We start from the raw sequence: 14,983 nt of genomic DNA, 5'->3' as shown, positions 1-14,983 counted from the left end.
AGCAACCGGTTACGCGATTAAGACAGGAACCCCATGAAAAAGATTGATGCGATTATTAAACCTTTCAAACTGGATGACGTGCGTGAAGCGCTGGCCGAAGTCGGCATCACCGGGATGACGGTAACGGAAGTGAAAGGCTTTGGCCGCCAGAAAGGGCACACCGAACTGTACCGTGGTGCCGAGTATATGGTCGATTTTCTGCCGAAAGTAAAAATTGAAATTGTGGTGACCGACGATATCGTCGATACCTGTGTGGATACCATCATCCGTACCGCACAGACCGGTAAAATCGGCGACGGTAAAATCTTTGTCTTCGACGTGGCGCGGGTCATTCGTATTCGTACCGGCGAAGAAGACGACGCGGCGATTTAACGCTCGCCGCTCGCTGCAGTATTGCCGGGTGGCGCTGCGCTTACCCGGCCTACAGATCCCCGCGTCGTCGGGGCTTACAGCACCTTATGCGGGCCGAAGCATTCGTAATGAATGTTGTCTTTGTTGACCCCTAATTCGACCAGCTGCTTCGCTGCAAACTGCATAAACGCTACCGGGCCGCAGAGATAATACTGCATCTGCGGGTCGCGAATATTGTCCGCCACTGCTGCTAAATCCATCAAACCTTCGCTATCAAAACGTCCAGCCTGACGGTCGGCCTCAGTCGGGGTGCGATACCAGACGTGAGAGGTAAACGCCGGCAGCGCCGCGCCGAGCGCCTTCACTTCATCGGCAAAGGCGTGAACGTCGCCATTTTCCGCCGCATGGAACCAGTTCACCTGACCCTGATGACCGCTCTTCGCCAGCGCATCCAGCATCGCCAGCATCGGCGTTTGCCCGACGCCGCCAGAGAGCAGGGTGACCGGCGTCTGTGGCTTAACGTTAAGGAAGAAATCTCCCGCCGGGGCGGCCAGATAGACCACATCGCCTTCGCTGGCATGGTTATGCAGCCAGCTGGAAACCTGACCGCCTTCCTCGCGTTTAACCGCAATGCGGTAGCCTTTGCCGTCCGCTTTGCGGGTCAGGGAATACTGGCGGATTTCCTGATATTCGAAGCCTTCCGGTTTCAGCCAGATGGCCAGGTACTGGCCAGGCTGGTAATCGGCGACCGGCTGGCCATCAACCGGTTCGAGCTCAAAGCTGGTGATAAGCTGGCTGCGCGGGGTTTTCTTCACGATGCGAAACGCGCGGGTCCCTTCCCAGCCGCCGGTTTTACTGGCGTTTTGCTGATAGATCTCGGCTTCACGGCCGATAAAGACGTTCGCCAGCACGCCGTAGGCTTTACCCCAGGCATCGAGCACTTCCTGGCCCGGACTGAACATTTCATCGAGGGTCGCCAGCAGATGGCTGCCAACAATATTGTACTGCTCCGGTTTGATCTGGAAGCTGGTGTGTTTCTGGGCGATCTTTTCCACCGCCGGCAGCAGGGCAGGCAGGTTATCGATATTGCTGGCGTAGGCGGCAATAGCGTTGAATAACGCTTCACGCTGATCGCCGTTGCGCTGGTTGCTCATGTTGAAGATCTCTTTGAGCTCCGGATTATGCGCGAACATACGATCGTAGAAATGGGCGGTTAATTTCGGGCCGGTCTCTACCAGCAGGGGAATGGTGGCTTTTACCGTGGCGATGGTTTGAGCGTCAAGCATAGCGTGCTTCCTTATGTGTTATCTTAATGATGCATTTTAAATGCATCTTAAAGAAATAACCCTGCGTTGTAAATGGTTCTTTAACACATTCCCCCGATCCAGTTACAACATGAAGAATTTGCATCACAAACCTGAAAAGAAATCCGTTGATACTGAGAGAGGCGTTATTGCTCAAAGCCTTGTGTCATGCGGAGCCAATCGTTTGCGTAAAATCCTTTGTCAAGACCTGTTATCACAGAATGATTCGGTTATACTGTGGGCCGTTGTCCAATCGGACCGCCTTTTTAGGCCGAAATTTTATTGTTAGCTGAGTCAGGAGATGCGGATGTTAAAGCGTGAAATGAACATTGCCGATTATGATGCCGAACTGTGGCAGGCTATGGAGCAGGAAAAAGTACGTCAGGAAGAGCACATCGAACTGATCGCCTCCGAAAACTACACCAGTCCGCGCGTTATGCAGGCGCAGGGCTCTCAGCTGACCAACAAATATGCTGAAGGGTATCCGGGCAAGCGTTACTACGGCGGCTGTGAATACGTCGACGTGGTTGAACAGCTGGCAATCGACCGCGCGAAAGAACTGTTCGGCGCTGACTATGCTAACGTCCAGCCGCACTCCGGCTCCCAGGCTAACTTTGCCGTCTACACCGCGCTGCTGCAGCCGGGCGACACCGTGCTCGGTATGAACCTGGCGCAGGGCGGCCACCTGACTCACGGCTCTCCGGTTAACTTCTCCGGCAAACTGTACAACATCATCCCTTACGGTATCGATGAGTCCGGTAAAATTGACTATGACGACATGGCGAAGCAGGCTCAGGAACACAAACCGAAGATGATCATCGGTGGTTTCTCCGCTTACTCCGGTATCGTTGACTGGGCGAAAATGCGTGAAATCGCTGACAGCATCGGCGCTTACCTGTTCGTCGATATGGCGCACGTGGCAGGCCTGATTGCCGCTGGCGTGTACCCGAACCCGGTTCCGCATGCTCACGTTGTGACCACCACCACCCACAAAACCCTGGCGGGTCCGCGCGGCGGCCTGATTCTGGCGAAAGGCGGTAGCGAAGAGCTGTACAAAAAACTGAACTCTGCCGTGTTCCCAAGCGCGCAGGGCGGCCCGCTGATGCACGTTATCGCGGCGAAAGCGGTGGCGCTGAAAGAAGCGATGGAGCCAGAGTTTAAAGTTTACCAGCAGCAGGTTGCGAAAAACGCTAAAGCGATGGTGGAAGTGTTCCTGAACCGCGGCTACAAAGTGGTGTCTGGCGGTACTGAGAACCACCTGTTCCTGCTGGACCTGGTGGATAAAAACCTGACCGGTAAAGAAGCTGACGCTGCCCTGGGCCGCGCCAACATCACCGTCAACAAAAACAGCGTGCCGAACGATCCGAAGAGCCCGTTCGTAACCTCCGGTATCCGTATCGGTTCTCCGGCAGTGACTCGCCGCGGCTTTAAAGAAGCGGAAGTCAAAGAGCTGGCTGGCTGGATGTGTGACGTGCTGGACAATATCAATGACGACGCGGTCATTGAGCGCGTGAAAGGTAAAGTGCTGGATATCTGCGCCCGCTTCCCGGTATATGCGTAAGCGTTAGCGTTGACATCAAAAAGGCCGCGTATGCGGCCTTTTTTGCGTCTGGAGATTAGCGGCGGTCGAGGGAGATCGCCCCGGGGCCGGTTACCGCCAGCAGCAGGAAAGCGCCGGCGATGCTGACGTTTTTCCAGAAGTTAATCATGTTCGGCAATACCGCATCGCCAGTCATATCCCAGTAGTGATGGCCAATCACCGCCGTGCCCAGGGTGTAGAAAATAAAGATGACCGCCAGCGGGCGGGTGAAAAAGCCGAGCACAATCAGAATCGCGGCAGGCACTTCCATAATGACGGCGATAATCGCCGCCAGGGTCGGCATCGGCGCGCCGGAGGCGGCCATGTACTGCACCGTACCGTCAAAGCCCAGCAGTTTGGGGTAGCCAAAAAGAATAAACAGAATCACCACGGCGATGCGGGCGATAAGCAGCAACAGAGAGCGGGAAGCGCCAAAATCAAAATAGCGGAGTGAGTTCATAATCAGCTCGTTATGAGAGACGTGTGATTTAAACGTAATACACAAATTTGCGCTCCGCCACGTTCGTTTATGACTAAACCAGCGTCTGCAATTGCTCCTCAACGTACAGATAACCTATCCCCATCAGCTGCTGGGCGCGTGTCAGCTGGCCAAAGCCAATTTGGGTGGCGTGCGCTCGCGGCGTATCCCGGTGGTCAAAGGGGTTGAAACCCGTTTGTTTAACGATACTTTCCAGCCACTGCTCACCGAAGGCGCAACTGCGCCCGTAAAGCCAGATTTGATTAATGTTTAATATATTCAGGAAATTATAGAGGCTTAAGCCAATCGCGTTGGCAGCGTTATCAACCCATGCGCGAATTTGCACATCTCCCTCTTTCCAGGCCTCAATGAGCGACGCCGTGGTTAACTGCTCGGGGGCGAGCGTTGCTTCAGGCTGCGTTTTGAGCCACATTCGGGCCTGTTTTTTCAGCGCGCTGAGAGAGGCGACGGTTTCGAGGCAACCGTATCTTCCGCAGTCGCAGGCGTTGCCGTCAGGATTGACAATCGTATGCCCAATCTGCCCGCTGCCGTACAGACTGCCGCGATAAATATGATCGTTAATCACAAATGACGAGCCGATACCGTAGTCGACGTTGATCACGCAAAAATCCTGCTGTGTACCCTGATGCTGCCACTTCTCCGCCAGCGCCAGCATCACGCAGTCGTTATCCACCCGAACCTGCACGCCAAGCCGCTCCTCAAGCAGATACTTTATTTCGATCGGTGTTTTCCAGCGTGCCTGGGGCATGGTTTGTGAAACGCCGGTAATCGGATCAACCTGTCCATGCACGCCAAGGGCGAGATTGATGCTGTGCTGCGGGTAGCGGCGGTGGATATGCCGCCAGCATTCAACGATGGCCTCAAGCAGGGCCTGAGGAGTGGGCGCGTTGACCGGCAAATGCTGATGGCCATCCACTGCCAGCAGGCGGGCGTCGGCAAGCTGATATTCAATGCTGGTCGGGGTGATATTCATGCACAGTGTCCAGGCGCCGTGCTCGGGGATCTGGTAGCTGCCGCTGTTCACGCCCCGTTTGCTCAAGTGTTCCGTTGAGTGACCGATCAATCCCTCGCTAAGCAGCTCGGCCAGAATATTGCTCACCGCCGGAATGGAGAGACCGGTGAGTTGAGAGAGCTGTGATTTACTGAGCTGCTTTTCCCGCCACAGATGGGAAAGAAAAATCGACTTATTGGCCTGCCGGACCCGGGCGTTATTAAAGCCAGTACGCTGCATACACTTAACTCCCTTAACTATATTGCGTGAGCATTGCGCATTTTAACAGCGAATTGGCGATATAGACTCCTGTTATTGCAACTTTTACTTCGTTTTGTTTAGTGGAGGCATCATGTACGGTTCGGTTAAGGTCTGGCAGGAAATCATTTCATTACCAACGTGGACAACGGGAGCGGAAGATCCGAACCCTATGTTTCTGGAAAAACGTGTTTATCAAGGATCTTCCGGCAGCGTCTATCCCTACGGCGTGATTGATACCCTGACCGGCGAACGCGAAATGCGCGATTATCAGGCAGTGTGGATGGAGAATGATTTCCTTCGGGTCATGCTGCTACCGGAGCTTGGCGGCCGTATTCACCGGGCATATGACAAAGTCAAACAACGTGATTTCGTCTATTACAATGAGGTGGTTAAGCCAGCCCTGGTAGGGCTGCTCGGGCCCTGGATCTCCGGCGGAATCGAATTTAACTGGCCGCAACATCACCGGCCGACGACCTTTAAGCCGGTCGATTTTTCTATTCAGCAGGGAGAAAACGGCGCGCAGACCGTATGGATGGGGGAAGCGGAGCCCATGCGCGGTTTGCAGGTTATGGCCGGGTTTACGCTCTATCCTGACCGCGCGCTGATTGAAATCACTGGCAAGATCTTCAATGGTAACGCCACGCCGCGCCATTTCCTGTGGTGGGCCAACCCTGCAGTAAAAGGCGGCGATGCCCACCAGAGTGTATTCCCACCCGATGTCACCGCTGTATTCGACCATGGTAAGCGTGATGTTTCCGCTTTCCCGATTGCCACCGGTACCTACTACAAAGTGGACTATTCTGCGGGGGTTGATATCTCCCGTTATAAAAACGTCCCGGTACCCACTTCGTATATGGCGGAGAAGTCGGATTACGATTTTGTCGGCGCTTATCATCATGACGAGCGAGGCGGGTTACTGCATGTTGCCGATCACCATGTCTCTCCTGGCAAGAAACAGTGGAGCTGGGGGTACGGGGATTTTGGCCAGGCCTGGGATCGAAATCTGACTGATGAAAATGGCACTTATATTGAGCTGATGACCGGCGTCTTCACCGATAACCAGCCTGACTTTACGTGGCTTGCGCCTTATGAAGAGAAGGTGTTTGTACAAAATTTCCTTCCCTACAGCGAGTTAGGGATGGTGCAAAATGCCAATACACAGCTGGCACTGAAGCTGGTTCGCGAGTCTGGGCAACTGCAGCTTGGCGTATATGCCATTGCTCCGCTAAATCATATCGTGGTTGAACTCAGCGCTGACCATCAGCCATTGTACGAAACTCAGCTGACGCTGAAGCCCGGTGAGAGCTGGCAGCAGACGCTGCCGGAAAATGGCGTCGGGCGCTTAACCCTCAAAGTGAAAACCGCCGAGAACCAGCCGCTGCTGGATTATCAGGAACATATTACCCAACAGACGCCGCTGCCCGAACCAGCTATAGCGCCCGCGTTACCGGAAGCGATCCACAATGGCGACGAGCTCTATTTTATCGGCCAGCACCTTGAACAATACAACCACGCAAGCCGCTACGCCGGGGATTACTATCGTCGGGCGGTTGAGCTCGATCCGCAGGATTATCGCAATAATGTTGCCCTCGGTACCCTGGCGTTCAACAGTGCCGACTGGGCGCTGGCGGAACAGTGTGCCCGTGCTGCGCTACAGCGCGCGCATCGTTTGAATAAGAACCCGCGAGATGGCGAAGCCAGTATGCTGCTTGCCAGCGTGCTGGAAAGGATGGGGGATGATGCAGGCGCCTGGGATCACTATTACAAAGCCTCCTGGAGCGGTAACTGCCGTGACGCCGCCTGGTGGTCGCTGGCGCGGCTGGCGATGAAGCGCGGTGATGTTGCCGATGCGCTGGAAAAAGTAAACACCAGTCTGCGGTTCAACGCCAGCAATCCTCTGGCGATGGGGTTGAAAGCGCTGGCATTAGCCAACAGTGGGCAGAAGAAAGCAGCGCTGGAGTTTATTTTCGCCTCTCTTGAGCAATACCCATTGAGCTATCCGCTGCACTGCGCGCGCTGGATGATTGAGCGGAGCGACGACGCGCGAGAAACCCTGCTGCGCATCACGGGGCGCAGAGGGGTCAACGCCAGCCTGCTGGCGGGTTGGCTGCTCTCTATCGGACAGACGTCGGCGGTGAAAGAGGTTCTTGCGGTTCTGGACAGTCAGGAAGCGCTGCCGATGCTCTGGCGTGCGTCGCTAAGTGATGATGCCAATGAACGCCAACAGTTTATTGCCGCCGCCGAGCACTGCCATGCGCACAATGTTCGTTTCCCTAACTCGCTCGATGAAGTTCAGATGCTGCAGTCGCTGGGCGACAGCGCTTTTGCCCGCTATCTACTCGGTTGCTTCTGGTACAGCAAACGTCGCTATGACGAGGCGGTGAGCTGCTGGCGCGAGACACTCGAAAAATCTCCCGATTATGCGCCCGCTCATCGTCTGCTGGGCGTTTACTCCTGGAATAAACAGCAGGATGCAACGCAGGCGCTGGCTTATCTGCAGCGCGCCGTAGCGCTGGAGCCGGAAAATGCGCGCTTCCTGTTTGAACTCGATTTTTTGCAAAAATTACTGGCCAGGCCGGTACATGAGCGACTGACGACGCTGGTGGAACGTAAAGCCGTGGTGCTGAAGCGGGACGACCTGACCGCTGAGCTGCTAAGCCTGTGGAACGCGTCCGGTCATTATGCCGATGCCGCCGCGATTCTGGATACGCGCGTATTCCATCCCTGGGAAGGAGGAGAAGGGAAAATCACCGGCCAGTATTTGCTCAATCAGCTCCATCGGGCATTACAGTTCATCGAGCGTGGGGCGTTTAAACAGGCCACGGACTGTCTGAAAGCCGCATTACGCTATCCCGACAATCTGGGGGAGGGGCGACTGCCTGGGCAAACGGATAACGATATCTGGTATTTGCTGGGCTACTGCGCAGAACAGGCTGGGGATGCGCAGCAGGCGGCGGAATATTACCAGCTTGCCCGGCAAGGGGGCTCAACGCTGGACGCCGGGCGGTACTACAACGATCAACCCGCCGATTATCTTTTCTGGCAGGGCATTGCGCTGCGTAAGAGCGGTAACCCAGCGCAGGCCGAGCAGCACTTCCGCCATTTTATCGACTGGGCCGCGCAGCATCGGGATGACGTTCCGCAAGTCGATTTTTTTGCCGTCTCTCTTCCGGACCTGGTGGTTCTCGATGTATCAGCGCAGCAGAGACATCAGCAGCACTGCTTGTTTATTGAAGCGTTGGGCCATCTGGGGCTGGGCAACGTATCCGCCTGCCAGCAGAGGATGCAGCAGCTTCTGCAAATAAATCCGGCTCATGATAAGGCGCATCTGATTCGCCATGCCCTGCAAAGCGGCATTTTTTCCTGAACCTCAATGGGCGGGCTCGGCCCGCCTGAACCCTACTGTTCCCTGCGTTTCCCTTATAGAGGAATCATTATGAACAACGCGCAGACACATCTCAAAATGGGCTACGTCTGGACGATTTGTCTGGTCGCCGCCTGCGGTGGTTTACTGTTTGGCTATGACTGGGTGGTGATTGGCGGCGCTAAGCCATTTTATGAAGCCTGGTTTTCAATTACGGACCCGGCGCAGTCCGGCTGGGCGATGAGCTCAGCGCTGTTGGGCTGTATTTTCGGCGCATTAATTTCGGGATGGTGCGCAGACAAACTGGGGCGCAAGCTGCCATTAATTCTTTCCGCCGTGCTGTTCAGCGCGTCGGCCTGGGGGACGGCGGTCGCCAGTCATTTCGATATGTTTGTGGTTTACCGCATTGTGGGCGGCGTAGGGATTGGTCTGGCTTCCGCTCTCAGCCCGCTTTACATTGCCGAAGTCAGCCCGGCAGAGAAAAGAGGACGTTTTGTCGCGGTCAATCAGCTCACCATCGTGATTGGCGTGCTGGCCGCTCAGTTAATCAATCTGATGATTGCTGAACCGGTGGAGCCGGGGGCGACGCAGCAGATGATTGTGGACAGCTGGAATGGGCAGATGGGCTGGCGCTGGATGTTCGGTGCGGAACTGGTGCCGGCGCTGGCGTTTCTGGTCCTGATGTTTTTTGTCCCCGAGTCGCCGCGCTGGCTCATGAAGGCCGGTAAACCGGAGCGCGCCCGGGCTGCGCTGGAACGCATTGGTTCTGCCGACTATGCCGACAGGATCCTGCGTGAAATCGCGCATACCCTGGAAAAGGATAACAATAAAGTCTCCTACGGCGCGCTGTTGGCTCCCCAGGTGAAACCGATTGTGATCATTGGCATGGTGCTCGCCATATTCCAGCAGTGGTGTGGGATTAACGTCATCTTTAACTACGCGCAGGAGATTTTTGCCTCGGCGGGGTTCGATATTAACAGCACGCTGAAATCGATCGTCGCGACGGGCGTCGTTAATCTGGTCTTTACCATTGCGGCGCTGCCGCTGGTGGATAAAATCGGTCGCCGTAAATTAATGCTGCTTGGCGCTTCGGGATTGACGCTGATCTATGTGCTGATCGCCGGCGCTTACGCCATGGGCATTATGGGGTGGCCGGTACTGTTGCTGGTGCTGGCGGCGATTGCTATTTATGCGTTGACCCTGGCGCCGGTGACCTGGGTGCTGCTGGCGGAGATTTTTCCCAACCGCGTACGTGGACTCGCGATGTCTTTAGGTACCCTGGCGCTGTGGATCGCCTGTTTCCTGTTAACCTATACTTTCCCGCTGCTTAATGCCGGTCTGGGCGCGGCAGGAAGCTTCCTGCTGTATGGTGTCATTTGCGCTGCCGGCTACCTCTATATCCTGCGCAACGTCCCGGAAACGAAAGGTATCACCCTCGAAGCGCTGGAAGAGCAGCTGGCGCAGCGTCATACGGGCGTGAATGCGGCGAAGCAGGAGCAGATGCGCTAATGGCGGAAGAGTGGATTCTGGAGAACGCGCATCTGCGGATGTGCGTCTCTTCTCTGGGCGGCAAAGTGCAAAGTTTATTCTCGCGGCAATATCAAGCGCCGGTGCTATATGAAAATCCCGCCGGCGGCATGTTTCCGATGCTGCCATTGGCCAATCGCGTCGCCGGCAACCGTTTTATTTTTCATGGGCAGGAGATTGTCCTGCCTCGCCACCATGCCGACGAGTATTTCTTTCTTCACGGTGACGGCTGGTTACAGCGCTGGGATATTATTGAGTACGGCGCCGAGTATTGTGTATTACAGCTGCGTCGGCAGCATGCCTGCGGTTTCGATTATCTGGCGCAGCTCCGCTACCAGTTGCTGCGTAACCAGCTGATAGCGGAGCTAACGCTTACCCACTATGGGGAGGTCCCTGCGCTTTACGGCTGCGGCTTTCATCCCTTTTTCCCTTTCGATGAACGCAGCAAGGTTCAGTCCCAGGTCAGCGGTTACTGGCCGGAAGGGGAGAATCACTTACCTCTCAACTGGCAAGGAAACTTGCCCGACTATGCCAATTTCAGCGTGGCTCAGTTCGGTGAAGATCGTTGGCTGAACGTGGGTTATTCCGGCTGGGGCGGGCGGGCGAGGGTAAGCAATGATGTGATGAATATCACAATTCTATCGCAAACTCCGTGGTTGATGCTGTTCAGAATGCAAGGTGAATCATTCCTTTGCCTCGAGCCGCAAAGCCATCCGGTAAACGCCCACAACATGGACGGGCAGCCGGGGCTGCGAGTTTTAGGCGCGGGAGATAAGCTGAATTTTTCGCTGAAAATCATCATCGAGGGGGCATAAATAACGAGCTATCAGCAGACAAGAGCATCTTGCGCCCGCCGGGGTTTATCGCCAGACTATCGCCACCATTCGGGAGGAAATCATGGTCTTGCACTCCACGCGCTGGCTGGCGCTCAGTTATTTCACCTACTTTTTTAGCTACGGTATTTTTCTGCCCTTCTGGAGCGTCTGGCTGGCCGGAAACGGGCTGACTCCGGAAACCATCGGCATTTTGCTTGGCGCCGGTCTGGTGGCCCGTTTTCTCGGCAGTCTGCTGATTGCCCCGCGGGTGAGCGATCCCTCCCGGCTGATCGCCGCGCTGCGCGTGCTGGCGCTGTTAACCTTGCTCTTCGCGCTGGCCTTCTGGGCCGGCAGCCACGTAGCATGGCTGCTGGCGATCATCATCGGCTTCAACCTGTTCTTTTCGCCGCTGGTGCCGCTGACGGATGCTCTGGCCAATACCTGGCAAAAGCAGATCACCATGGACTATGGCCGGGTGCGGCTGTGGGGCTCTATTGCCTTTGTGATTGGTTCAGCGCTGACCGGCAAGCTGGTGAGCCTGTTCGATTACCGGGCGATCCTGCTGATGCTAAGCCTGGGGATCGCCTCGATGCTGCTCGGCATGCTGCTTAAGCCGTCGGTGATGCCCCAGGGGGAGTCGCGCCAGCAGCAGGGGGCCGGAATGGCGGCCTGGCTGACGCTGGTGCGCCAAAGCTGGCGCTTTCTCGCCTGCGTTTGTCTGCTGCAGGGAGCGCATGCCGCCTACTATGGCTTTAGCGCCATCTACTGGCAGCAGGCCGGCTATTCCGCCTCGGCGGTCGGTTATCTATGGTCGTTAGGCGTGGTGGCGGAAGTGGTGATCTTCGCGTTGAGTAAAAAGGTGTTCCGCCGCTTCAGCGCCCGCGACCTGCTGTTGCTCTCCGCCGTTTGCGGGCTGATTCGCTGGGGACTGATGGGCTGGACCACGGCGCTGCCGGGACTCATCCTTGCGCAGATCCTTCACTGTGGCACCTTCACGGTGTGTCATCTGGCGGCGATGCGCTATATCGCCGCCCGTCAGGGTAGCGAAGTGATCCGTCTGCAGGCCGTCTACTCCGCGGTGGCGATGGGCGGCAGTATTGCCATCATGACCGTCTTCGCCGGTTTCCTCTATCAGCACCTGCACCAGGGCGTATTCTGGGTGATGGCCCTGCTGACGCTCCCGGCGATGGCTATACGGCCAAAAGCGGTGGCGGCCTAGTCCTCGAGCATGGCGCAGATATGCTGCTGCTGGCGTTCAGTGAAGTAGTTCTCCGCGTGGATCAGCGGCGGCGAAAACAGCGGCAGCGCCGTCGCATAGGGGGTGACGATAAGCGTCACCCCTTTGGGCGCACCTTCCTTCTGAAAGCGCTCTACGCTCTGGTATTTGATATTCAGCGGCAGCAGCGTTAGTTCGCGCAGCTGTTGTTCCAGGGCCTCTTCAATAGCTGGGTTGTCATCGGTTAGCAACAGCACCTGTTTCTCGTGCAGGTCGCTTTTCTGCATCAGCCAGGCGCCAAAGATCACCGCGATTAAACCGGTCTCTTCCTCATTAAAACGGATGTGCCAGGCCTCCTCGAATTCGCTCAATGCCGCCTGGGTGGTACGCAGTAAGCGAGGGTAGAGCCGGGTCACTTCCTCTGTGAGCGTGCTGTCGATGCCGATAGCAAACACGCTGCGGATCAACGCCTGCGACAAATGAATATAGAGTTGATCGCTGAGCCCCTGCTCATCACTGAACGCTCTGCCAGCGAGGATCTGAAAGCGGTGAATCAGGCCGGAGATAGCCAGCCGCAGGCGGCGATCGTGCGGGTGACCGTCGCGGACCGGGTCGGGGGTTTTGAGCAACATAAACAGCAGCGAGAGGAAAAAAGGTTCTCCGACATGGGGCGGAGCGCCGACCCGACGCTGCCAGTGGCGGACAATCTCCTGCGCCAGGGTGAACTCGGCGGCGGTTTGAGCCCAGCGTTGCTGTTCCTCATTGAAGTCCGGAGAGTATCCCCGGTGATGTTCGAGCAGACAGTACTGCAGGTACAAGCGCAGAAACTGCACGTCGCGGCAGTCAAACTGGCGATTGAGCGCCCGCGCGCAGCGGTTCACCAGCGCCTGCAGATTGGTATCATCGTATAAGGTGCGGGCAATGCCTTCCTGTTTAAGCTGCGTTTTCAGCGCCGGGGTAAAATGATGATTAACGAACTGTGGGCAGAGGCGCAGCCCCCGCCGCAGCGCATGCAGCAGACATAAACGTTGGTCGAGCGCGGCGCCTTCAATCCGATAGCTGCCGTCCACCTGTGACTGGAGGGTCAAACGGTGGTAACGCTGAATTTCGCGTCCGGTCTCCTCAATATCCTGCCGGGCCGTGGTCTCATCAACGAGGTTGATCCTGCCAAGCCGTTCAGTCGTCACCGACTGTCCGGGCAGATAAAACATCAGGAGCACCTGGCTACGGCGCTGTGGACTGGAAAGCGCAGATGGTGGTTCAATGACGGTCATCATCTGGTAAGTTCCAGTTAGGGTTTCCGCTAAGGATAGACAATGACCGCGGCGTGGGCAGGGAAGAGCGTCCGCTTTTACTCAGGATTGCTGGCGAAGTTCACAGAATTTTTCACGTGAGGAACAGATGAACAGAGTGAAACAATGCACAAGCGCGGCGTTTTTCATGGTTTTATCATGGTCGGCCGCTGCGCATCCGCATAGCTTCATCAGCCTGCAAAGCGAGCCGGTGGTCAAGGACGGTCTGCTGAGCGCCTTTAAAATGCGCTGGACGATGGATGAAATTACCTCATCGGATCTGCTCTATGATGCCGGAAACGCCAAACCGGGCAGCGAAGTCTGGAAAAAGCTGGCGGCGGAGGTGATGGCCAACGTGCTCGGTCAGCACTATTTCAGCGAGCTGTGGCATAACGGTCAGCGGGTTAAATTTGACAATCGTCCCGACGGTTACGGCCTCGAACGTGACGGACTGCAGGCGGTACTCACCTTTACTCTGCCGCTGGCGACGCCGCAACCCATTGCCGGGCAGACGTTTACCTTTTCCACCTTCGACCCGGCCTACTACGTCGATATGTTTTATGACAAGGATAGCGATTTTTCCCTGCCCGCAGGGCTGCGGGCCGCCTGTAAGGCAACGGTGATGACGCCAAAACCGAACGACAAAATGCTCTCATACGCCCAGTCGCTGGATAAAGCGGATGCGCCGCCGGAAGATATGGCGCTGGGCAGCTATTTTGCCCAGAAGGTGACCCTGACATGTCAGTAATTTTTACTCCGCGCGCGCGATCTTCGCGCTGGAAAGCGCTGTGGCCGCTGGCGCTGTTGCTGGCTGTGAGCATCATCGGCGGCGTCTGGCTGTGGCGGGCGTGGCCGCAGGTGCTGATGCAGAGCGCAGTCTGGCAGCGTTCGCTCAACCTGGAACTCAGCCGCCTGCTGCAGGCGGTGGCGGAGAACCCGGCGGCGGCAGGGCTGTCGCTGCTGGGGTTTAGCTTTGTTTACGGGGTGCTCCATGCCTTAGGGCCCGGCCACGGTAAAATTGTCATTACGACCTGGCTTGCCACCCATCCCGCGAAGCTGAAATCAAGCATTGGCCTGACGCTGGCCGCTTCTTTACTGCAGGGGCTGGTGGCCATCGCGCTGGTGGTCGTGGTGCTGGCGCTGCTGCAGCTGCCGGCGCGCCAGCTGCACCTCAGCAGTTTCTGGCTGGAGAAGGGGAGCTATTTGCTGGTGGGTGCGTTAGGGCTGCTGCTGTGCTGGCGGGCGTTAAAAAAGCTGCGTCTGCTGCTGCGCCGGCCAACGTTTACCGCTTTTACCCCGCATCATGTTCATAACGAACACTGCGGCTGCGGGCATCAGCATCTCCCGGCCCCGGAGCAGCTGCAGGCCGGCGACGACTGGCGGGCTCGCGCCGCGATCGTCCTGTCGATGGGTATGCGTCCCTGCTCGGGGGCGATCATGGTTCTGCTGTTCAGCAAGGTAATCGGCGTTTTTGGCTGGGGGATGGCGGCGGCGCTGGCGATGGCGGCGGGAACCTCGTTGACTATCACGGCGCTGGCGCTGTTGGTGCATGGGTTCCGCCAACTGGCGATCCGCCTCAGTCGCCATCAGGCGCCAGCGTTATGGAAGCAGGTTAGTTGGGCGACGCTGGCGTTGGCCGGCGGCGTCATATTGCTGGCGGCGGCAGGGGTGATGTGGCTCAGCGCCGTCCCTGCCGGCGGTGGGATCCGTCCGTTTTAGACAGACGCCGGGCGCAAATCCTAAAGTGGGCGCCAGCGCTTGCCGCTGGCGAAGCGATGCTCTAG

The 14,983-nt window shown here is 56.8% G+C and carries 12 protein-coding genes; 8 read left to right on the top strand and 4 right to left on the bottom strand.

Going from position 1 to position 14,983, the window contains the following annotated elements:
• Nucleotides 1-33 precede the first annotated feature (33 nt).
• Nucleotides 34-372 carry a nitrogen regulatory protein P-II gene (glnB, locus tag BHE81_RS12655; protein ID WP_002914032.1) on the top strand — a complete coding sequence of 113 codons (339 nt, stop codon included), beginning with the start codon at nt 34-36 and terminating at the stop codon, nt 370-372.
• Nucleotides 373-446: 74 nt separating this feature from the next.
• Here glnB and hmpA read toward each other — a convergent pair whose 3' ends face one another.
• Nucleotides 447-1,637, bottom strand: coding sequence for an NO-inducible flavohemoprotein (gene hmpA / locus BHE81_RS12650; RefSeq protein ID WP_004185137.1), 1,191 nt, complete (start codon nt 1,635-1,637; stop codon nt 447-449).
• Nucleotides 1,638-1,962: 325 nt separating this feature from the next.
• Here hmpA and glyA point away from each other — a divergent pair, with 325 nt between their 5' ends.
• Nucleotides 1,963-3,216 carry a serine hydroxymethyltransferase gene (gene glyA, locus BHE81_RS12645; protein ID WP_002914027.1) on the top strand — a complete coding sequence of 418 codons (1,254 nt, stop codon included), beginning with the start codon at nt 1,963-1,965 and terminating at the stop codon, nt 3,214-3,216.
• Nucleotides 3,217-3,271: 55 nt separating this feature from the next.
• On the opposite strand, the gene BHE81_RS12640 is transcribed toward glyA, so the two are convergent.
• Nucleotides 3,272-3,694: a DoxX family protein gene (locus BHE81_RS12640; protein ID WP_020801883.1), complete on the bottom strand. Its 423-nt coding sequence runs from the start codon at nt 3,692-3,694 to the stop codon at nt 3,272-3,274.
• Between the two features lie 73 nt (nt 3,695-3,767).
• A complete protein-coding gene (locus tag BHE81_RS12635; protein WP_004174823.1) occupies nt 3,768-4,964 on the bottom strand; it encodes an ROK family transcriptional regulator in 1,197 nt (398 codons plus the stop codon).
• 112 nt (nt 4,965-5,076) lie between these two features.
• Here BHE81_RS12635 and BHE81_RS12630 point away from each other — a divergent pair, with 112 nt between their 5' ends.
• The 4 genes from BHE81_RS12630 to BHE81_RS12615 all read left to right on the top strand — a co-directional run bounded on the left by BHE81_RS12630 (nt 5,077) and on the right by BHE81_RS12615 (nt 11,910).
• Nucleotides 5,077-8,352: a DUF5107 domain-containing protein gene (locus BHE81_RS12630; RefSeq protein ID WP_110246591.1), complete on the top strand. Its 3,276-nt coding sequence runs from the start codon at nt 5,077-5,079 to the stop codon at nt 8,350-8,352.
• A 69-nt stretch (nt 8,353-8,421) separates the two neighbouring features.
• The gene (locus BHE81_RS12625) at nt 8,422-9,858 is read left to right on the top strand and encodes a sugar porter family MFS transporter (RefSeq protein WP_002914018.1); all 1,437 of its coding nucleotides are present in this window, start codon (nt 8,422-8,424) and stop codon (nt 9,856-9,858) included.
• Nucleotides 9,858-10,691: an aldose 1-epimerase gene (locus BHE81_RS12620; RefSeq protein ID WP_023301578.1), complete on the top strand. Its 834-nt coding sequence runs from the start codon at nt 9,858-9,860 to the stop codon at nt 10,689-10,691. The genes BHE81_RS12625 and BHE81_RS12620 overlap by 1 nt, the downstream gene beginning before the upstream one ends.
• Nucleotides 10,692-10,773: 82 nt before the next feature.
• Nucleotides 10,774-11,910 (top strand): 3-phenylpropionate MFS transporter, encoded by a 1,137-nt coding sequence (locus BHE81_RS12615; RefSeq protein WP_023301579.1) that lies wholly within the window; start codon nt 10,774-10,776, stop codon nt 11,908-11,910.
• On the opposite strand, the gene csiE is transcribed toward BHE81_RS12615, so the two are convergent.
• Nucleotides 11,907-13,184 (bottom strand): stationary phase inducible protein CsiE, encoded by a 1,278-nt coding sequence (gene csiE, locus BHE81_RS12610; RefSeq protein ID WP_002914002.1) that lies wholly within the window; start codon nt 13,182-13,184, stop codon nt 11,907-11,909. The two genes, BHE81_RS12615 and csiE, sit on opposite strands and share 4 nt — an antisense overlap.
• Before the next feature lie 124 nt (nt 13,185-13,308).
• Here csiE and BHE81_RS12605 point away from each other — a divergent pair, with 124 nt between their 5' ends.
• On the top strand, nt 13,309-13,947 hold the full coding sequence (locus BHE81_RS12605; protein ID WP_023301580.1) for a DUF1007 family protein: 639 nt from the start codon (nt 13,309-13,311) through the stop codon (nt 13,945-13,947).
• Nucleotides 13,938-14,918, top strand: coding sequence for a nickel/cobalt transporter (locus BHE81_RS12600; RefSeq protein ID WP_021440565.1), 981 nt, complete (start codon nt 13,938-13,940; stop codon nt 14,916-14,918). The genes BHE81_RS12605 and BHE81_RS12600 overlap by 10 nt, the downstream gene beginning before the upstream one ends.
• Nucleotides 14,919-14,983 lie beyond the last annotated feature (65 nt).

It is taken from the genome of Klebsiella sp. AqSCr (assembly GCF_008452795.1).
GTDB classification, from domain to species: domain Bacteria; phylum Pseudomonadota; class Gammaproteobacteria; order Enterobacterales; family Enterobacteriaceae; genus Klebsiella; species Klebsiella pneumoniae.
Note: the sequence above shows the minus strand (reverse complement) of the source record. Positions and strands in the feature narration are given on the sequence as shown.